A 19,811-nucleotide genomic window follows, 5' to 3' on the forward strand; every position below is an offset into this window, starting at 1 on the left:
AGCCGAACCGGACACAACAGTATTTATCCGATATATTTGCACATGTATCGGTTTAGTTATCTGTCTGTCTATCCATGACTGACCGCGTGACGAAGCGAATCGAACGGACGTTCAGCGTCTAATATACGGAGATGAATCAGTGATGCTGTTGTGGGCTCGATGCCACAATGACGCCGTCAGATAGTGATTTGAGGTGATTAGCTCAGGCTGACGAACGTATTCCCTCGGCCGGTCACAGTCGTGTCGCTACGGTTGACTGGCCACCTTTCTCGCGTTTTGATTCCCGTTTCGAAAAGAACTATCAAATTGTGGGCTGTATCTGATTTTCTTATATATTCGTCAGGAGTGAATCGCCTTGAAGCCACCGGCTCGCGAGTCAGTCGCCCCGTGTTACGAATGTCGGGGCCGACTCTCTCGGAGGTGCGTTACAAGCATAAGTATGTAATCTGATTCCGCGCCCGGTCGACTCGGTCTCCGGGCACCGGATGTCGCGCACGTCAACCGTCAAATATCGCACGAAATACAGCACAGCCGAACGGCCGTTCGTCACTGCGAGGCGATTACGAGTACGTCGCGCGGATGCCGATGACGCGGGCGGCCTGCGTCACCATCTCCGGCACTTCCGTGTGGTACCACTCGCCTTTCATCCGGGTGGTGGGACCGGAGACGCTGATAGAGCCGAGAATGGTCCCGTCGTCGGAGAGAATCGGCGCGCCGACCGCCCGCATGCCGGTGATGCGCTCTTCGTCGTTGAAGGCGTAGCCGCGCTCGCGAATCGTCGCCAACTCGGCTTCGAGGGCGTCGCGGTCGTCTATCGTCTTCGTCGTCAGCCGCGTCAGTTCGCCGTCGAGAATCTCGTTTCGGCGCTCCTCGTCGCAGAAGGCCAGGTAGGACTTGCCGACCGACGTGGTGTGGAGGTCGACCGTCGTGCCGATGTGCGAGTCGGTCTGGAGGCCCTGTTCGGACTTCACCTGATAGATGTAGACGCCGCGGCCGTTCTCCTCGACCATCACCTGTCCGCGCTCGCCGACGGCCTCGACGAGGTCGTCCATCTCGCCGATGGAAGCGTGATACAGCGCGTGTCGCGTCCGTGCGTGGTCGCCGAGGTCGAGGAACTTCAGACCCAGCGCGTACTCGTCGCCCTGCCTGACGACGTAGCCGAGCTCCGCGAGCGTCTTGAGGTGGTTGTGGGCCGTGCTCTTCGAGATGCCGAGGTCGTTCGCTATCTCCGACACCCCGCTCGCGTCGTGGTCTCTGATGTGTTCGACGATGCCGAACGACGTTTTCGTAGCGCCGATTGTCCCGGCCGTCTCGCGCCCGTCCGTGTTCATAGTTATCAATGACTGAGTGCGGTAATAATTGTTGGCGTTTCGTTCGGGGAAACCGAACGAGCGTTCGGACTAGTCCCGCGTCAGCGCGGCGACGGTCTCGCGGACCGGACTCGAATCCACCGCCGAGAGCGCGTCGAGCGCCTCGTCTGCGGCGTCGTCGCCGAGACCGAACGCGAGCAGGTCGCGGTTGCGCGAGGCGAGGTCGGCCCCCGAGAGCGGGTCGCGGTAGTCGCCGCGGGGGTACTCGCGCTCGCCGACGTAGCGGCTCCCGTCGCGGGCGGTCACTTCGACGCGCGCGCCCCAGTCGTCGGGGAACGCCCGCTCGAACGCCTCGTCCGCGTGCAGGTGGACGCGCTCCGAGAGCGCCTGTACGGCCTCGTCGCCGAGCGCGTCTTCGAGGAAGTGGTCGAGTTCGACGCGTCCGTCCGCGACCCAGCGGGCGAGGACGTACGGCGTCGAGAACTTCGCCGCGGTGAGCGTCTCGGGTCGCGCGTGGCTCATATCGACGCCGTTGCGGTAGGTGTACACGTCGATTCGGTCCACGTCGGCGGGCGTGAGGTCGTCCGCACCGGCGTCCCGCAGGGCGTCGAGCGGGGCGTGGGTGTAGCGACACGACGGGTACGGCTTCTGGTAGGCCTCGGTAATCCACCAGTCGTCGCCGAGCGAGTCGAAGAGGGCGGCGAACTCGCCGTCACCGAGGAGCGTCTCGAACGGGTCGTAGACTGCCTCCATCGCTGCGGGCGACCCGCGGAGTCCGGCGGCGGTCAGCGTCGCGGCGCTCACGCCGGCCTGCGCGGAGAAGCCGGCGGTGACGTTCCGCGACGGCGCGCCCTCGGCGAAGGGGTCGTGCATGGAGACGACCGCGAGGTTCAGCGCGGTGCGGACCGTCTCGCGCACTTCGTCGGGCGACTGCCCCGCGCAGACGGCGGCGGTCAGCGCCGGTCCGAGCGTCGTCCACGTCGAGTGCGGGTCGCGGACGAGCCACGGAATCGCCTCGTTCATCCGGGCCTTCATCGCGAAGATGGCGTACTCGAAGCGCGCGCACAGCTCGTAGGAGCGGACGCAGGCGTCCACGAACGTCTCGCCGTCGACGTCGTGGGCCTCGGCGACGCCCACCGCGCCCGCGACGATGCTCGCGCCCACGTGGCCGCCCCGGTTGTGGCCCTCCTCTATCTCCTGTGTTATCGCCGCCGTCGCGTTCAACAGCGCCGCCTGCGACGGGTCGACGCGGCGGTCGGTCCCGAGGACGGACGCCGGGCCGTCGGCCAGCGCCGCGTCGCGGAAGACGCCCGCGTGCTGTGGTGCGGCCGCCCCCGCGACGGTCGCCGCGAGCACGTCCGCGACGATTCGCGCCCCGTCGGCGCGCACGCCGTCGGGTATCTCGTCGGTCAGAAAGCGGTACACCTGTCGTTCCCAGTCTCGGACTGGCTCCTGTGAAATCATGGTCTGAATGCGTGGTCGAAAGGGTGCTCAGGCCCGTGTGAGGGCGCAGAGCACGCGGGGGGCGGCGGGTTCGGTCGCCGCGGTCCAGAGGTCGTCGACGCCGCCGTCGCCGATGACGGGCGCGACGAGCCGGTCGAACTTCGCTCGGAGTTCCGATTCGGTGAAGGGGTCGCGCTCGCCGCCGCGGGCGGCGCGCACCTCGCGGGCGTACCGCTCGCCGTCGCTCGTCTCGACGGTGACGCGCGCGCCGCGCTCGTCGGGGGCGCGGGCCGCGAACTCCTCGGTGGCGACCACGTCGACGCGGCGGGCGAACCCGAGCGCGGCCTTCGTGAGCGCCTCGTCGGTGAACGCCTCCTTGCCGGTCTCACCGGTCGTCAGCGCCGAGGCGACGGCGAAGGGGAGAGAGAACTTCGCCTGCAACGCGTTCTCGGGCGCGGGGTCCGACAGCGCCGCCGCCGCGGGGTACGTCTCGACGCTGACCGACTCGATGTCGGACGCGTCGACGCCCGTCTCGTCGACGAGGAGCGCCACGGCGTCGAGGGCGGCGTGGGTGTAGCGGCAGGCCGCGTGGACCTTGAAATAGCCGCGCTCGAGTTCCCAGCGCTCGCCGAGTCCGTCGGCGAGGGCGCTCCGGTCGGGACCGTCCGCGGCCACGGGTTCGAGGTGTCGCGCCACGCCGTCGTCGAGACCGGTGAACCCCGATTCGGCCTGGTCGACCGCGAGGAGACCCGAGAGGTTGCTCATCCCGACGTAGCCGTTCCTGACTGTCGCGCCCTCCGTGGCCGCCTCGAACCGGGTGTGCTGGGCGTAGTTCGCCGCCATGCGCATCGCGTCGAGCGTCGTCTCGGCGTCGAGGCCGCGGAGCCGGGAGACGGCCGCGGCGGTGCCGACGCCGCCCCAGACGCCGTGGGGGTGCAGGCCGTCGGCGAGCGGGACGACCGTCTCGGCGGCGCGGACCGCCGCCTCGTAGCCGGCGACGAACGCCGTCAGGAACTCGTCGCCGCTGCGGTAGGCCGACTCGCCGTCCGCGAGGAGCGCGGGGAGGACGTGAATCGCGGGGTGGCCGGCCGCGAAGCGGTGGCCCTCGTCGAGTTCGAGGACGCTCCCGGCGGCCGCGTTGACGAACGCGGCGCGGTACGCCGAGGTCCGCTCGCCCGCGGTCCCCATGATGGTCGATTCGCCGCCGTTCTCGTCGGCCCACCGGCGCGCCAGCGCGGCGACCGCGGGGTCCGACGCGCCGCCCAGCACCGCGCCGATGGTGTCGGCGACGACGAGGGACGCGCGGTCGGCGACCGACGCGGGGAGGTCGCCCCGGTCGAGGTCGGACACGAACGACGCGAGCGCTTCGTCGGTCATCTCACACCCCGAGGTACGCCTCGACGACGCCCTCGTCTTCGAGGAGTTCGTCGCCGTCGGCGGTCATGCTGATGCGGCCGTTCTCCATGACGTAGCCCCGGTCGGCCAGCTTGAGCGTCTGCTGGACGTTCTGTTCGACCATGAGGACCGTCATGCCCTGCGCGTGGATGTCCTCGATGACGTCGAACACCTCCTGAACGAGGTGCGGCGCGAGCCCGATGGAGGGCTCGTCGAGGATGAGCAGGTCGGGCTCGCCCATGAGCGCGCGGGCGAGGGTCAGCATCTGCTGTTCCCCGCCGGACATGGTGCCGGCGCGCTGGTTCTTGCGCTCCGCGAGCCGGGGGAACAGCTCCAGCATCTCGTCGAGGTTCTCCCTGCGGTCCGCCTTCGCCTCCTCGGTCTGCGCGCCGAGAAGCAGGTTGTCGATGACGGTCATGTTGGTGAACAGGTCGCGGTTCTCGGGGACCTGCACGATGCCGCGCTCGACGATTTCGTGGGACGCCTTCGAGTGAATCGCCTCGCCGCGGTAGGTTATCTCGCCGCGGCTCGGCGAGAGGATGCCGCAGATGGTGCGCATCGTCGTCGTCTTGCCCGCGCCGTTCGAGCCGATGAGCGCGACGATTTCGCCCTCGTCGACGTGCATGTCGACGCCGTGGAGCACCTCGATGTCGTCGTAGCCGGCGCGGACGCCGCTCAGTTCAAGCATCGACGTCGAACCCCCCGATGTAGGCCTCGATGACGCGGTCGTCTTCGACCACCGTCTCGGGCGCGCCGAAGGCGATGCCCTTCCCTTGGTCCAGCACTTTCACGTAGTCCGAGATGTTCATGATGGCTTTCATGTCGTGTTCGATGATGAGGAGGCTCGTCCCGCGCTCGCGGAGTTGGCGGAACAGGTCGAGCATCTGGTTCGACTCCGACGGGGTGAGCCCCGCCATAATCTCGTCGAGGAGCAGGATTTCCGGCCGCGTCGAGACGGCGCGGGCGAGTTCGAGGCGCTTCTGTGCGCCCACGGTGAGTTCGCCCGCCTCCTCTTCGGCCTTGTCCGCGAGCCCGACGAATTCGAGGGTCTCCATGGCGATTTCGCGCGCCTCGCCCCGGCGGCGGGTGTGGATGTGCGCGCCGACCATCGCGTTCTCGACGACGGTCAGTTCCTCCAGCGGGCGCGTGATTTGGAACGTCCGCGCCAGCCCCGCCCGCGCGATTTTGTGCGCCGGGAGGCCGGAGATGACCTCGCCGTCGAGCCTGACGGTCCCGCTCGTCGGCGGGAACGCCCCGCTGATGCAGTTGAACAGCGTGGTCTTGCCCGCGCCGTTCGGCCCGATGAGGCCGATAATCTCGCCGCGGTTGACGGTCATGTCCACGTCGTCGAGCGCCTGCAGGCCGGAGAAGCGCTTGCCGACGCCCTCGACCGACAGAATCTGCTCGCCGTCGCGGTCGATGTCGGCGTCCGCGTCGTCGACGCTCTGCGCGTTCGTCTCGTCTGCCGACATCACTCGTTCACCTCCTCGTCACCGCGGACGCGCTCCCAGAGCGCGCGCGCCTGGCTCGGCCAACTGACGACGCCGCGCGGCGAGTAGATGACGATGGCCACGAGGAACGCGCCGTAGATGATGCGGTCGAGGCCGTTGATGTCGGAGAACGTCGTCCGCGCGATTTCGCTGACCGGCGTGACGATGAACGAGCCGACGATGGGGCCCAGAAGCGTCCCCGGCCCGCCGACGACGGCGGGGAGGAGCAGTTCGACGTTCTTGAACAGCGCGAACACGGTGTCGGGGCGGATGGTGTTGAAGTACATCGACCAGTAGGCACCGCCGAGGGCGGTGAAGAAGGCGCTGACGGCGACGCCGATGAGCTTGTACCGGAAGCTCGGCACGCCGACGCTGGCGGCGGCCCGCTCGTCCTCGCGGATGGCGAAGAAGTACAGCCCGACCCACGAGTTCTTGATGAGCCACGAGACGAGCGTCACGACGAGCAGGAAGCCGACGATGAGGTAGTAGTACGGCAGGTCGTTCTGGAACTGGAAGGCGACGAGGCCGTACTCCGCGCCGTAGTCCCGCGGGAACGCCTTGAAGTAGCCGTTGGCCCCGCGGAGCTCCGACATGTTGGTGACGACGAAGCGGAGCAGTTCCGCGAACGCGAGCGTCGCCAGCGCGAAGTAGTGGCCCTGCAGTTTGAAGCGGAACGAGAGCGCGCCGATGATGAGCCCGTACCCCCCGGCCAGCACGCCGCCGACGAGCATTCCGATCCAGGGGTTCACCGCGGCGTCGACGACGAGCGCCTGCGTGGCGTACGCGCCGATGCCGAAGAACGCCGCGTGCCCGAAGGAGAACTGCCCGGTGTAGCCGGACATGATGTTCCACGCCTGGGCCGTGTAGGCGTAGATGACCGTGAGGATGAGCACTTTCAGGCTCAGCAGTGCCGCGAGTTCCATCCCGGCGACGTCGATTTCGATAATCGTCGGGAGCGCCGCGAGCAGACCGAACAGCGCGACGCCCTTCACCAGCGGGGCGTACCGCTGGTCGTCGAACGTCCGGTAGCGGTCGCGGACGGTCTCGATGGCGCTCACGCCTCAGCACCTCCGAAGAGGCCCTCGGGCTTGACGAGGAGCGTCCCGATGAAAAGCAGGAAGATGAGCACCTGCGCGGTGGTCCCGGGGAGGTAGTAGCCGCCGAACACCTGAATCATCCCGACGATGAGGCCGCCGACGAACGCGCCGGGGAACGAGCCGAGGCCGCCGAGGATGACGATGACGAAGGCGTTGATGAGGTACGTCTCGCCCGTGAAGGGGTCGAACCGCTGGAACAGCGCGATGGAGCCGCCGGCCACGCCGGCCAGCGCCGCGCCGATACCGAAGGTGAGGTAGTTGATGCGGCGGACGTTGATGCCGACGTAGCGCGCGCCGTCGCGGTTGTCGGCCGTGCCGCGAATCTTCCGGCCGAGGTCGGTCCGGTTCAGGAACGCCCGCACGGCGAGCATCGTCCCGAGCGCGATGACGAGCGCGTAGAACTGCCCGAGCGGGATGAAGACGCCGCCGACCTGTATCGACCCGAGCGAGAGTTCGACCTGCTGGGGGTCGGGCGTGAACACGATTTCGATGGCCGACTGGATGATAAAGAGGACGCCCAGCGTGGCGATGAGCTGGTTCTGCTGGGGGGCCTCGATGATGGGTTCGACCGTGAGTACGTGGACGACCACCCCGAGGACGAACAGCACTGCGGCGGCGATGGGGATGCCGAGGAACGGGCTGATACCCGCCATCTCGGAGACCAACCACACCGAGTACATCCCGACGACGAGGAAGACGCCGTGGGCGAAGTTGATGACGTCCATCACGCCGAATATCATGGTCAGCCCGAGCGCCGTCAGCGCGTAGACGCCCCCGAGCAGGAGGCCGAACGCGAGCAACTGCAGGAGGACGGGCTCCAGGTTGGTGATGTCGGTCAGGAACTGTACGAACGGGTCGATGAATCGGCCGAGGCCACCGCCCTGCAGCGGCAGCGGCGCGACCGATGTGACTAGGTGTCCCATGCGGTTTCTACGCTCGGGAATTGTTGGCAACCCCCATAAAAGGTGGCTATCTTTCGAGACGGTTCGTTGACGTGACGGGCGCGAGGGTCGCGGTCAGACCTGCGGGTCGGCCTCCGCGTACTCCTCGGGGTAGACGACCTTGACCGAGAGGTCCTGAACCTGGTTCACCGGGCCGAGCGCGTTGACGTTCTCGCCCTGGTCGTCGAACTCGATAGCGCCCATCGCGGAGATGTGGTCCTCGTAGCTGAGGCCCTTGAGCGCCTCGTTGATGTCGTCGGGTTCGACGCTGCCGGCCTCCTCGACCGCCTGGATGATGACCTCGGCCGCGGTGTAGGCCATCCCGACCGACGCCGAGAACTCCTGGTCGTAGTTGTCGAGGAACTGCGAGCGGACCTCGGCGGTCTTGTCGACCGTCGGGTTCAGCGCGTAGTTGTTGTCCAGCACGCCGTTTGCGAACTCGCCGATGTCGCTGACGGCGTCGTCGTCGGTGAACGTCGCGGACGCGGACGCGGTCAGGTACGGCGGCCGGTAGTCCTGGTCCTGCAGCGCCTGCGCGAGCAGGACGCCGCCGGCGACGTAGGTCGTTGCGATGATGGTGTCGGGGTCGGCGCTCCGGAGCCGTGACACCTGCGTGTTGGCGTTCGACGCGCCGAACTCGATGGCGGTCTCCTCGACGATTTCGACGTTCTGCTCGGGGAGGAACTCGCGGAGGCTGTCGCGAATCGCCTGTCCGTAGCTGTTGTTGATGTAGAACAGCCCCGCCGTGTCGATGGTGCCGCCGCCGTCGCGGATGACCGACGGCACGAGGTCCGCGTAGTCGCTCGCCAGCCGGCGCGCCGGGGGCTGGGGCCGGTAGACGTAGTTGAAGTCGCGGCCCTGCAGGATGTTGTCCGCCGCCGCGATGGAGATGACGAACGGGACGCCCTGCCGTTCTGCGACCTGCGTCGCCGCCGTCGTCACCGGCGAGGAGTAACAGCCGGTGAGGACGTGCGCGCCCTCGCTGAGCAGTTCCTCGCTGACCTGTCCGCCGAGTTCCTGTGCGCCCTGGTTGTCGCCCTCGATGACGGTCACTTCCGCGCCGTCGAGCGACTCGATGCCGCCCTCCTCGTTTTTCCGCATCGCGGCGAGTTTGATGGCGTTGCTCATCCCGACGCCCGTCGCGGCGAGACTGCCCGAAAGCGGGTGGTTCGAGCCGATGATGACCTCGTCGACGGACTGCTCGGGCGTCCCCGTCGTGGTGCCCGTGTCGCCGCCGGACCCGCCCGAGTCACCGCCGGAGTCGCCGCCCGAATCGCCGCCGCCGTTTCCGGCGTCGTCGCTCGCACAGCCGGCTAATGTCAATGCCGCGACGCTCGCGCCCGTTGCTTTGAGGAAGCGCCGCCTGTTGCTCGTCGAAGACTTGAGAGTCTTACCCATGGCAATCAATCACGAGGTTGGTGCCAATTGTAATAAATGCTATCGTACTCGTGTTGTCACGTTCCGAAGATATTCCCGCGTCGAGTCGGTTGAGCCGGTCGAGTCGGCCGAGTCCGCGCGTCAGTCGAGCGACTCGCGTGCGTGGATGCCGGCGAGGCGGCCGTAGCCGAGCGCGGTCGTCAGCCCGTTACCGGAGAGGTAGCCGCCCGCGCCGTGGCCGCTGATACCGCAGGCCGTGCCGCCGCCGGCGTAGAGATTCTCGACGATGCTCCCGTCGGTCCGGAGGACGCGCCCGTCTCCGTCGACGACGAGGCCACCCTGCGTGTGGAAGAGCGCGCCGGTGACTTTGGTCCCGTAGAAGGGCGCTTCCAGCGGGTTCGCGCCGTCGACGCGGCCCACCTCGTCCGGTTCGCCCGCCGCGGCGGCCTCGTTGTAGTCGGCGACCGTCTCCGCGGCGCGCTCGCCGTCGGCACCGAGTCGCTCGGCGAGGTCGGCGACCGAGTCGTCGCTGTGGTAGGTTCCCTGCTCGATGGCCTCGTCGAAGTCCTCGAACTGCCCGCGGAGTCGTTCGAAGATGCGCTCGTCGAACAGTTGAATCGCCTGCCCGCCGGGCTGTTTGAGCACCGAGATGGCGAACTCGCTGTACCCCGCGGACTCGTCGCCGAACCGCTCGCCGTCCTGATTCACGAGGATGCCCCCGTTCATCGTGACCGCGTAGGTCGAGAGCATGCCCGTCTGGCTCGCCACCGTCGCGTGGCCCTGATAGGCGTCCATGCAGGCGAGTTCGCCGCCGAGTTCCGCGCCGAAGCGGACGCCGTCGCCGGTGTTGCCGTCAGCGCCGAAGTACAGCGCCCGTTCGATGTCCTCCTCGCAGTAGTCGGTGACCATCTCGCGGTTGCCGGCGAAGCCGTCGGTGGCGAGGATGACCTTCTCGGCCTCGATGGCCTCGTCGTGGCCGAGGCCGGCGACGACGCCCCGGACCGCGCCGTCGTCGGCGACGAGTTGCTTCACGGGCGCGTTCGTCAGGAGTTCGATGTTCGGCGTCGACTCGACGCGCTCGACCAGTTCGGCGACGAGGTTCTCGCCGTTTCGACCCTCCGGCGCGTGCATCCGGTACTCGGAGTGCTTGGGATACTTGAAGTCGTCCACGATGTGGAGCGTGACGTCCCAGTCGTCGACGAGCCAGTGGATGAGGTTCGTGCTCTCCTCGCAGAGGTACCGCACGCGCTCCTCGTCGGCCTCGTAGTCGTTTTTCTCCAAGATGTCGCGGGCCATGTCGGCGGGCGTCTCCTCGATGCCGGCCTCGCGCTGGAGTCGCGTCCCCGCCGCGGGAATCATCCCCGTCGAAAGCGAGGTGTTCCCGCCGCATTCGGGCGCTTTCTCCAGCACCGTCACGCGAACGTCGGGGTTCTCGCTGGCCGCGAGCGCGGCGACGAGGCCGGTCCCCCCGCCGCCCGCGACGAGCACGTCCGTGTCGATGTCCCACTCGATGTCGTCGACCGAGACGACTTCGGCGACGCCGTCGCTCGGCGTCCGCCGGGCTAGTTCGTCCATGCACTCTGCTAGGTAGACTCTATCGTAAAACTACCGCCTCCGGCGGTGACGGTTCCCCACGAACCTCCCGATTCCGCCGGGCTCGGCGGTGCGTGCGTGAGTAGACTCGTTCGCTGTTGCATCAGTTCGCTGTTGCATCATCGTTCGCCGTTGCGTCGTCCGCTGTCGCTCCGTCTTGGACGTTCAGGAATAATAGATAGTCAGGAATACCGGAGTGAAAAATTATGTGGGTTGAGAACACGCATAGCGCATGGACTCGCCACGAGACATCGTCGAGGAGTTCTTCGACCGGATGGAAGACGACCGCAGGGACACCGTCGGAGACCTGTTCGCCGAGGACGCCGTCATCTCCCTGCCGGGTGCGACCTTCGAGGGACCGACCGCGGCCTACGACTTCCTCGCGCACCTCGAACCGCGGTACGAGTGGGCGGCCAAGGAGTTCGACCGCTGGATAGCGGCGGGCGACACCGTCGTGAGCACGGGGTCGCTCTACGGCGTCGACAACGACGGCGCGGAGTTCTCGGACGTTCGCTACGTCGATATCTACGTCGTCCGCCGGGGCCTCATCGAGCGCCTCGACATCTGGAACGACCTCGCCGTCGACGGCGTCGTCCCGGTCGAGGACGCGGCCGCAGTCCCGGCGGAGGAATGAGCGACCGAACCGCGGTTCTGTTCGCGCTCCGCGACGACCCCTCGCTCGTCGTCCGCGCCGAGGAACTCGGCTACGAGTCGGCGTGGGCCGCCGAGGGGCAGGGAAAGACCGCCTTCGGAAAGCTCGAACGCTGGGCCGTCCACACCGACGAAATCGGCCTCGCGACGGGCATCGTCAACGTGTTCTCGCGGACGCCGGCGGCGCTCGCGGCGGCCGCGGCGACCCTCGACGACCACTCGGACGGCCGCGCGATTCTCGGCCTCGGCGTCGCCCACCCCGGCGTCGTCGAGACGTTCCACGGCGTCCCCTTCGACCGCCCGCTGTCGCGCCTCCACGAGTACGTCGAACTCGTGCGGCGCTACCTCCGCGGCGACGCCGACTCCTTCGACGGGGAGTTCTTCTCGCCCGAGCGCACGAGTTTCTGGGACGCCTTCGAACCCGTCCGGGAAGAGATACCAATCTATAACGGCGCGCTCGGGCCGGCGAACGTCCGACTCACCGGGCAGGTCGCCGACGGCTGGCTCCCGAACCTCTACCCCCGCCCGCAGTTCGAGGAGGCGCTGGAGTGGCTCGACACCGGGGCCGCCCGAACCGGCCGCGACCGGAGCGACGTGGACGTGGCGATGTACGTCCTCACGGCCGTCCACGACGACCCCGACGAGGCGCGCCGGGCGGCGGCCGAACACGTCGCGTACTACCTGCGGGACGTGCCGGGCTACTACGACCGCGCGGCCGAGCAGGCCGGCTTCGGCGACGAGGTCGAGGCGGTCCGCGCCGCGCCGACGACCGAGGCGGGGGCGCGCGAACTCTCGGCCGACTTCCTCGACCTCGTGGCGCTCGTCGGCACGCCCGACGACGTGCGGGGGCGACTCGCCGAACTCCGCGAGATGGGCGTCGACCTCCCGGTCGTCCGCGCGCCCGCCGGCGTCGACCGCGAGTGGGTGGCGCGGACGCTGGAGGTGTTCGCCCCGTAACATGACCCCGGCGAACCGTGCCGTACTTTTATGCTGGATGCCACCGCATCTCAGGCGAAGCGAGTCATGACAGACCGTATCTGGGAGGACCTGCTATCTGAACAGGATAAACAGGTCATCACGAAGGCTGGTTACGACAAGGAGGGCGCCTCGTCGTGGGAGTCCCGCGGCATGGGCGAGAACCCGATGGTTCTCGTCATCGACATGCAGCGGCTCATCGTCGGCGAGAACGTCCCCATCCTCGACGCTATCGAGGAGTATCGCACCGCGATGGGCGACATCGCGTGGGACGCCATCGAGCACATCGACCCGTTCCTCGATTTCGCGCGGGAACAGGGGCTTCCGGTGACGTACACCCGGGTCGTCCCGTCGAGCTACGACGACCCCGACCACCCCGACCTCGACATCGTCGACCCGGTCGCGCCCGAGGAGGGCGACGCCGTCGTCGACAAGTCCTACGCGTCGGCGTTCTACGGGACCGACCTGCTCTCGCGGCTCGTCCGCGGCGGCCACGACTCGGTCATCATCGTCGGCAACTCCACGAGCGGGTGCGTCCGCGCCACCGCGGTCGACGCCAAGCAGAACGGCCTCAGCGTCGTCCTGCCGCAGGAGTGCATCTTCGACCGCATCGAGGCGTCGCACAAGATCGGCCTCCTCGACCTGTGGATGAAGTACGCCGAGGTGCTCGAGACCGAGGCGGTCGAGGAGTGGGTCGAGACGCTATGACCCACGACCTCGTCATCTCGAACGGCACCGTCGTCACCCCCGAACACGGCACCTTCGAGGCCGACGTCGCGGCCGACGGCGAGACCATCTCCGCCATCGCCGCGCCCGGCACGCTCTCGGGCGAGACGGAAATCGACGCGACGGGCAAGCACGTGCTCCCGGGCGCGATCGACCCGCACACCCACCACGGCATCTACCGCGGGCTGGAGGCGGACGCCGAGTCCGAGTCCAAGTCCGACCTCGTCGGCGGCGTGACCACCATCGGGAACTACTTCCGCCGGGCCGGGGCCTACGAGGACATCATGCCGGGCTACTTCGACGAGGCGGAGCCGAACTACTACCACGATTACTTCTTCTCGCTCGGCCTGCTCTCGATGGAGCATATCGAGGAGATTCCGACCATCATCGAGGAGTTCGGCATCACGACGTTCAAGTGGTACATGAACTACAAGGACGCCGCCCGCGAGAAGTTCGGCGTCGACTGCGACATGCACGACGACTTCGGCGACGCGTTCGTCCGGAAACTCGCCGAACAGGACGTGCCGACGACGCTCGGCTACCACTCCGAAAACGTCGAAATCACGAACGCGCTCGCCGGCGGCAACGTCTACGTCACCTCCGAGTCCGACGACACCGACGCCGACGCCGACGAGGGCTACGAGGTGATGGTCGAGGAGTTCCCCGGCTACGCCGAGACCCAGAGCATGGTCGCAGGCGCGGCGCTCGCCAAGGTCCACGGCTACGACGACCGCTTCTACGCGGTCCACATCTCCGCCGGGGGCACCGCCGACGAACTCGCCGCGCTCCACGACGCGGGCTACCGGGCGTGGGGCGAGACGTGTATCCACTACCTCGCGCTCACCACCGAGGAGTGCGACGAGCGCATGAAAGTCAACCCGCCGGTTCGGTCGAAAGCCGACCAAGAGACGCTCTGGGAGCGCCTCGCCGACGGCACTATCTCCACTATCGGGACCGACCACTGCGCCAACCTCGCGGAGAACAAGTTCGGTGAGGGCATCCGCGACAGCCTGCTCGGCTTCCCCTCGACGCCGGTGATGCTCCCCCTCATCCTCTCGGAGGGCGTCAACGAGGGCCGCATCTCGCTCGAACGCGCCGTCGAGGTGACGAGCACCAACGCGGCGAAGGCGTTCAATCTCTACCCCAAGAAGGGGACGGTCAGAGTCGGCAGCGACGCCGACCTCGCCGTCGTCGACCTCGACGAGACGAAGACGGTCACGCCGGAACTGTTACACAGCGTCAGCGGCTACTCCCCCTACGAGGGTCGAGACGTCACCGGCTGGCCGACCCAGACCGTCGTGAAGGGCGAACTCGCCTACGACGACGGTGAGATTGTCGGCACGAAGGGCCACGGTACGCACATCGACCGACCGGTGTGAACCGGCCACCCGCCGCGGCGACCGAAAAGGGAGTCGACGACGCTGACTGACCGGCCACGCGGGAGCCCGGGGGCGCGGCCCGACCCGCCGCACAGACGACCGGGCGCGCGGACACGCACACGCACCACCTGACGACCACCACACGCGACACAGAACGAGAAGACACACACGACATGACGAACGACACGAACGGACCACTCGACGGCCTCGTCGTCCTCGAAGCCGGGTCGATGATATCCGGCCCGACCGTCGGCCGCTTCATGGCCGACTTCGGGGCGACGGTCATCAAAATCGAACACCCGGCGTTCGGCGACCACATCCGCCGGTTCGGTCCACAGAAAGACGGCGTCGGCCTCTGGCACAAGTACCTCTCGCGGAACAAGCAGTCTATCACCCTGAACATCTCCACCGAGGAGGGCGCGGCGGTGTTCGAGGACCTCGTGAGCGAGGCCGACCTCCTCATCGAGAACTTCCGACCCGGCACGCTCGAACGCTGGGGCGTCGGCTGGGAGCGACTCTCAGATGTCAACGACGACCTCGTGATGCTCCGGATGTCCGGCTTCGGCCAGACCGGCCCGTATTCCGAGCGCCCCGGCTTCGGGACGCTCGCGGAGGCCATGTCCGGCTTCGCCTACCTCAACGGCTTCCCCGACTCGCCCCCGCTGCTCCCGCCGACCGGTCTCGCCGACAACATCGCGGCGCTGTTTTCGACGTTCGCGGTGATGTTCGCGCTCTACCACCGCGACGTCCACGGCGGCGGCGGCCAGTACATCGACACGAGCCTCATCGAACCCATCTTCGGCCTGCTCGGCCCGCAACCGCTCCGCTACGACCAACTCGGCGAAATCGAATCGCGGTCGGGCAACCGCTCGACCTCGTCGGCCCCGCGGAACGTCTACCGGACGGGCGACGACCGCTGGGTCGCCATCTCCGCGAGCGCGCAACCGCTCGCGGAACGGACCTTCGACGCCATCGACCGGCCCGACCTGAAGGACGACCCGCGGTTCGAGACCAACGAGGACCGACTGGAACACGTCGACGAACTCGACGCCATCATCCAAGGCTGGATGGACGACCACAGCCGCGAGGAGGTGCTCGCGGCGTTCGAGGAGGCCGACGCGACGCTCGCGCCGGTGTACAACGTCGAGGACATTCTCAACGACGAGCACTACGCGGCGCGCGAGGCGTTCCTGACGGTCGACGACCCGGACCTCGGCGAGGCGGTCGTGCAGAACGCCTTCCCGAAGTTCTCGGAGACGCCGGGGCGGGTCGACCACCTCGGCCCGTCGCTCGGCGAACACAACGACGCGGTCTACCGCGACCGACTCGGCTACGACGAGTCGGTGCTTTCGGACCTCGAAGCGGAGGACGTGATATGAGCCTCCTCGACTCGCTTCCCGAGCGCGTCCACGTCGTCGAGATGCTGCCCCGCGACGGGTTCCAGCGCCTCGACGAGTTCGTCCCGACCGACGAGAAAGTCGAGATAATCGACGCCCTCTCGGAGACGGGCGTGGACGAAATCGAGATTTCGTCGTTCACCCACCCGAAGGCCGTCCCGACTCTGCGGGACGCCGACGAGGTGGCCAAGAGAATTACCCGCCGCGACGGCGTGACCTACCGGGCGCTCGTCCCCAACCTCCGGGGCATGGAGCGCGCCGTCGAGGCCGAGGTGGACAAGGTGAACGCGCTCGTCACGGTGAGCGAGACCTACACGAGGAAAAACCAGAACCGTACCCGCGAGGAGGTGCTCGCGGAGATGGACGACATCGTCGACCTCGCCCACGACCACGGCATCGAGGTCGAAGCCGGGATGGGGACGAGCTTTTATTGCCCCTACGAGGGCGCAATCGACCCGGCGGAGACGCTCGCGGTCGTCGACAGCGTCGTCGACTCCGGCGTCGACGAGGTGACGCTGGCGACGACGATGGGCCTCGCCAACCCGGTCGAGATCACGGAGCGCTTCACCGCCGCGTTCGATGCGCACCCCGGCCTCGACATGGGCCTGCACCTCCACGACACGAACGGGATGAGCCTCGCCAACACGCTGGCCGCGATGGCCGTCGGCGTCGACCGCTTCGACGCCTCGGTCTGCGGCCTCGGCGGCGGCGTCGTCCTCCCCGGCGACATGTCCGGCGTCGGCAACACGCCGACCGAGGACCTCGTCCAGATGCTCGAACGAATGGGCGTCGGCCACGGCGTCGACTTCGGCCGCATCGAGGCGGCCGCCCACGACGTGTCCGACCGACTGGGCCTCGGTCTGACGAGTCACGTCCTCGCCGGCGGCACGGTCGAGGGCGTCCTCGACACCGTCGCGGCCGACCAGGAGGTGGACTGAGATGTCCGGCAAGACCCTCGCGGAGAAACTGCTCTCGGCGAAGTCCGGCACCGACGCCCGCGCCGGCGACTACGTCGAAGCCGACGTGGACGTGGCGATGGCCCACGACATCACCGGGCCGCTCGCGTTCCGGACGTTCGACGAGGTGACGGGCGACGACGGCGAGCTGTTCGCGCCCGACCGGACCGTCTTCACCATCGACCACCACGCCCCCGCGGACGGGGTGCAGGCCGCGAACAACCACAACGCGGTCCGCGAGTTCGCGGCGAAACACGGCGCGCACCAGTTCGACGTGGGCGACGGCATCTGCCACGCCGTCCTCGTCGAGGAGGGCTTCGTCGGTCCCGGTGACCTCGTCATCGGCGCGGACTCCCACTCGACGACCTACGGCGGCATCGGCGCGTTCGGGACCGGCGTCGGCTCGACCGACCTCGGGACCGCGCTCGCGACGGGCGAACTCTGGTTCCGCGTCCCGAAGACGCTGCGCTTCGAGGTCGACGGCGACCTCCAGGACGGCGTCTACGCGAAGGACCTCATCCTGCGTTTCATCGGCGACGTGGGCTTCGACGGCTGTACCTACATGGCCGCCGAGTACGCCGGGAGCACCATCGAGTCGCTCCCGATTCACGAGCGCCTCGTCCTGTCGAACATGGCAATCGAGATGGGCGGCAAGACGGGCCTCGTCGCGCCCGACGAGCGGGCCGAGTCGTACCTCGAACGCCAGACCGGCAACGAAGTCGACCTCGCCGACGCGTTCGTCTCCGACGACGACGCCGACTACGAGGCGGTCCACAGCTACGACGCGGCCGCCCTCGCCCCGCAGGTCTCGAAGCCGTCGAACCCCGAGAACGCGGTCGACGTGACCGAGGTCGCGGGTACCGAGGTCGACCAGCTGTTCGTCGGCACCTGCACGAACGGCCGGTACGAGGACATCAAAATCGTCGCGGACATCCTCGCGGGCGAGACCATCGCCCCGAACGTCCGGATGGTCGTCGTCCCCGCCTCGAAGTCAGTCTACCAGCACATGCTCGGGACGGGCGTCTTCCAGACGCTCACCGACGCCGGCGCAGTCATCCAGAGCGCCGGGTGCGGCCCCTGTGCGGGCTACCACCAGGGCGTCCTCGGTGACGGCGACGTCTGTCTCGCCACCGCGAACCGGAACTTCCCCGGCCGCGAGGGGTCGATGGAGTCGTCGGTCTACCTGTCGAGTCCGGCGACCGTCGGCGCGAGCGCGCTGTACGGCGAAATCACGGACCCCCGCGAGGTCGAGACGAAACGCTACGACGACACGGTGTTCGCGGAGGTGCTGCCATGACGGACGCGTTCGCCGGCGACGGCGGCCGCCCGGACCCCGCTGAACCCGGTCGCGCGTGGGTCTTCGGCGACAACATCGACACCGACCAGATAACCCCGTCGCGCTTCATCGTCTCGTCGGACCCCGACGAACTCGCCACCCACGCCTTCGAGGACCTCAGACCCGAGTTCTCCGAGTCGGTCGAACCCGGTGACTTCGTCGTCGCCGGCGAGAACTTCGGCAGCGGGTCGTCGCGGGAGCACTCGCCGCTGTCGCTCGTCGGCGCGGGCGTCTCGGCGGTCGTCGCGCAGTCGTTCGCGCGCATCTTCTTCCGCAACGCCATCAACCTCGGCCTGCCGGTGCTCATCTGCCCCGGCGCGGACGCCATCGAGGACGGCGACGAGATTCACGTCGACCTCGACGCGGGCGTCGTGACGAACCACACGCGAGACGAAACGTACGAGGCGGAGGCGCTCCCCGAGTTCCTCCAGTCGCTCGTCGAACAGGGAGGGCTGAAAGCCTACACGAAGGCGAAACTCGACGGCTGAGCGGGCACTCGGCTCACGTCACACCGCCGCCGCCGCACCGTCCGCCGACCGAACAGAGGCACCCGCGAACGCCGCTCCGATGCGGTTATCGCTTTCTGCGTTTCACCGCTTCCGCGCGTCCCAGTAGAGGAGGCCGGCGGCGACGACGAGACAGACCGCGAGCCCCGCGAACGCGGCGACGTAGCTCGCGTAGGTAGCGACGATGCCGACGTAGGCCGGTCCACTCGCGTTCGCGCCGAGGAACAGCGCCCGCGCGGCCCCGAGGTCGGCCCCGCGGTCGGCGTCGGGCGCGTTGTCCATGATGATGGCGTCCGCGAGGGGGAACTCCGTCTTGTAGCCGGCCGCGAGCGCGACGACGGAGACGTAGATGAGCGGGCGCGCCTCCACGGCCGAGAGGACGGCGAGCGCCCCCGCGGCGACGAGCATCCCGACGACGGCGATTGACTCGCGGCGGAACCGGTCGCTCAGGCCGCCGGCGACGGGTTTGATGGTGATGCCGACGGCGAAGACGATGGCGAACGTCGCGCTCGCCAACTGCTGGTCGAAGCCTTTCGCCTCGATGAGGTAGGTCGGAAAGAAGTTGATGAAGCCGCCGACCATGAAGTAAAACAGCCCGAACGCGAGGAGCGTCCGGCGCTGTTCCGCGCTGGCGAAGAGGCGTCGGAGCGTGCCCGAGACGTGGAGTTCGGGCGACCCCACGGCGTACCCGTCTCTGGACCAGAGCGCGTAGAGGAGGGTGAGCCCTGCGAGGGCGACGGCGACCGGGAGGAACGGCGTCCGCCACGTGGCGTAGGTCAGCGCGAGGATGGCGAGCCCCGACGAGACGAGGCCGCCGAGGTCGGTCCCGGCGGCGTAGAGACCGAGCGCCCGGCCGCGGCGTTCGACGAACAGGTCCGACAGGAGCGCCCGCGAGGGGATGGCGAACAGCCCCTTCCCGAGTCCCGTGACGACCGCGGCGGCGACGAAGCCCGCGAGACCGCCCGCGAGGCCGAACGTGGCGAACCCGAGGACGAGGATGCCGAGTCCGGGGACGATGAGCGTCGTCCGGGTCCAGCGGTCCGAGTACTCGCCGCCGGGATACTGGGTGATGGCGTAGACGCCCTGAAACAGCGCCAGCGCGATGCCGGCGGTCGCCTCCGTTATCTGTAGCTCCTCGATGATAGTCGGCAGCAGCGGCGACAACAGAAACCGACCCGTCTGGAGGACCGCCCACGCCAGCGACACGGTGACTAACATCCGACCCGGGTAGCCCGCAAG

The 19,811-nt window shown here is 68.0% G+C and carries 18 protein-coding genes; 8 read left to right on the top strand and 10 right to left on the bottom strand.

The genetic code is table 11. The features are described from left to right. Positions 1–560: 560 nt before the first annotated feature. The 9 genes from C454_RS18985 to C454_RS19025 all read right to left on the bottom strand — a co-directional run bounded on the left by C454_RS18985 (position 561) and on the right by C454_RS19025 (position 10,628). Entirely contained in the window at positions 561–1,331 is a 771-nt protein-coding gene (locus C454_RS18985; RefSeq protein WP_004978172.1) for an IclR family transcriptional regulator, read from the bottom strand. A 69-nt stretch (positions 1,332–1,400) separates the two neighbouring features. Beyond that, positions 1,401–2,774 carry an MmgE/PrpD family protein gene (locus C454_RS18990; protein ID WP_004978175.1) on the bottom strand — a complete coding sequence of 458 codons (1,374 nt, stop codon included), beginning with the start codon at positions 2,772–2,774 and terminating at the stop codon, positions 1,401–1,403. 27 nt (positions 2,775–2,801) lie between these two features. Continuing rightward, entirely contained in the window at positions 2,802–4,130 is a 1,329-nt protein-coding gene (locus tag C454_RS18995) for an MmgE/PrpD family protein (protein WP_004978176.1), read from the bottom strand. A 1-nt stretch (position 4,131) separates the two neighbouring features. Then, positions 4,132–4,836: an ABC transporter ATP-binding protein gene (locus C454_RS19000; RefSeq protein ID WP_004978179.1), complete on the bottom strand. Its 705-nt coding sequence runs from the start codon at positions 4,834–4,836 to the stop codon at positions 4,132–4,134. Beyond that, the gene (locus tag C454_RS19005) at positions 4,829–5,620 is read right to left on the bottom strand and encodes an ABC transporter ATP-binding protein (protein ID WP_004978182.1); all 792 of its coding nucleotides are present in this window, start codon (positions 5,618–5,620) and stop codon (positions 4,829–4,831) included. Before C454_RS19005 ends, C454_RS19000 begins: the two co-directional genes overlap by 8 nt. Next, positions 5,620–6,696 carry a branched-chain amino acid ABC transporter permease gene (locus C454_RS19010; protein ID WP_004978184.1) on the bottom strand — a complete coding sequence of 359 codons (1,077 nt, stop codon included), beginning with the start codon at positions 6,694–6,696 and terminating at the stop codon, positions 5,620–5,622. Before C454_RS19010 ends, C454_RS19005 begins: the two co-directional genes overlap by 1 nt. Continuing rightward, complete coding sequence (locus C454_RS19015; RefSeq protein WP_004978186.1) at positions 6,693–7,658, bottom strand: branched-chain amino acid ABC transporter permease; 966 nt, start codon at positions 7,656–7,658, stop codon at positions 6,693–6,695. Before C454_RS19015 ends, C454_RS19010 begins: the two co-directional genes overlap by 4 nt. Positions 7,659–7,751: 93 nt before the next feature. Next, positions 7,752–9,074, bottom strand: a complete 1,323-nt coding sequence (locus C454_RS19020; protein ID WP_049905301.1) for an ABC transporter substrate-binding protein — start codon at positions 9,072–9,074, stop codon at positions 7,752–7,754. Between the two features lie 120 nt (positions 9,075–9,194). Continuing rightward, complete coding sequence (locus C454_RS19025; RefSeq protein ID WP_004978189.1) at positions 9,195–10,628, bottom strand: FAD-dependent oxidoreductase; 1,434 nt, start codon at positions 10,626–10,628, stop codon at positions 9,195–9,197. Between the two features lie 250 nt (positions 10,629–10,878). On the opposite strand from C454_RS19025, the gene C454_RS19030 reads away from it, so the two are divergent. From C454_RS19030 to C454_RS19065, 8 genes are all read left to right on the top strand, one after another. Continuing rightward, complete coding sequence (locus C454_RS19030) at positions 10,879–11,280, top strand: nuclear transport factor 2 family protein (protein WP_004978192.1); 402 nt, start codon at positions 10,879–10,881, stop codon at positions 11,278–11,280. Beyond that, positions 11,277–12,254, top strand: a complete 978-nt coding sequence (locus tag C454_RS19035; RefSeq protein ID WP_004978194.1) for an LLM class flavin-dependent oxidoreductase — start codon at positions 11,277–11,279, stop codon at positions 12,252–12,254. The genes C454_RS19030 and C454_RS19035 overlap by 4 nt, the downstream gene beginning before the upstream one ends. A gap of 66 nt (positions 12,255–12,320) precedes the next feature. Continuing rightward, entirely contained in the window at positions 12,321–12,980 is a 660-nt protein-coding gene (locus tag C454_RS19040; RefSeq protein ID WP_004978197.1) for an isochorismatase family protein, read from the top strand. Then, a complete protein-coding gene (locus C454_RS19045) occupies positions 12,977–14,377 on the top strand; it encodes a dihydroorotase (RefSeq protein ID WP_004978199.1) in 1,401 nt (466 codons plus the stop codon). The genes C454_RS19040 and C454_RS19045 overlap by 4 nt, the downstream gene beginning before the upstream one ends. Positions 14,378–14,550: 173 nt before the next feature. After that, entirely contained in the window at positions 14,551–15,756 is a 1,206-nt protein-coding gene (locus C454_RS19050) for a CaiB/BaiF CoA transferase family protein (protein ID WP_004978204.1), read from the top strand. Then, complete coding sequence (locus C454_RS19055) at positions 15,753–16,712, top strand: hydroxymethylglutaryl-CoA lyase (RefSeq protein ID WP_004978205.1); 960 nt, start codon at positions 15,753–15,755, stop codon at positions 16,710–16,712. The genes C454_RS19050 and C454_RS19055 overlap by 4 nt, the downstream gene beginning before the upstream one ends. A gap of 1 nt (position 16,713) precedes the next feature. After that, positions 16,714–18,027: a 3-isopropylmalate dehydratase large subunit gene (locus tag C454_RS19060; RefSeq protein ID WP_004978211.1), complete on the top strand. Its 1,314-nt coding sequence runs from the start codon at positions 16,714–16,716 to the stop codon at positions 18,025–18,027. Then, positions 18,024–18,554 (top strand): 3-isopropylmalate dehydratase small subunit, encoded by a 531-nt coding sequence (locus C454_RS19065; protein ID WP_004978212.1) that lies wholly within the window; start codon positions 18,024–18,026, stop codon positions 18,552–18,554. Before C454_RS19060 ends, C454_RS19065 begins: the two co-directional genes overlap by 4 nt. A gap of 102 nt (positions 18,555–18,656) precedes the next feature. On the opposite strand, the gene C454_RS19070 is transcribed toward C454_RS19065, so the two are convergent. Continuing rightward, the gene (locus tag C454_RS19070) at positions 18,657–19,790 is read right to left on the bottom strand and encodes an MFS transporter (RefSeq protein WP_004978214.1); all 1,134 of its coding nucleotides are present in this window, start codon (positions 19,788–19,790) and stop codon (positions 18,657–18,659) included. Between the last annotated feature and the right edge of the window lie 21 nt (positions 19,791–19,811).

The organism is Haloferax gibbonsii ATCC 33959 (assembly GCF_000336775.1).
Taxonomy (GTDB): domain Archaea; phylum Halobacteriota; class Halobacteria; order Halobacteriales; family Haloferacaceae; genus Haloferax; species Haloferax gibbonsii.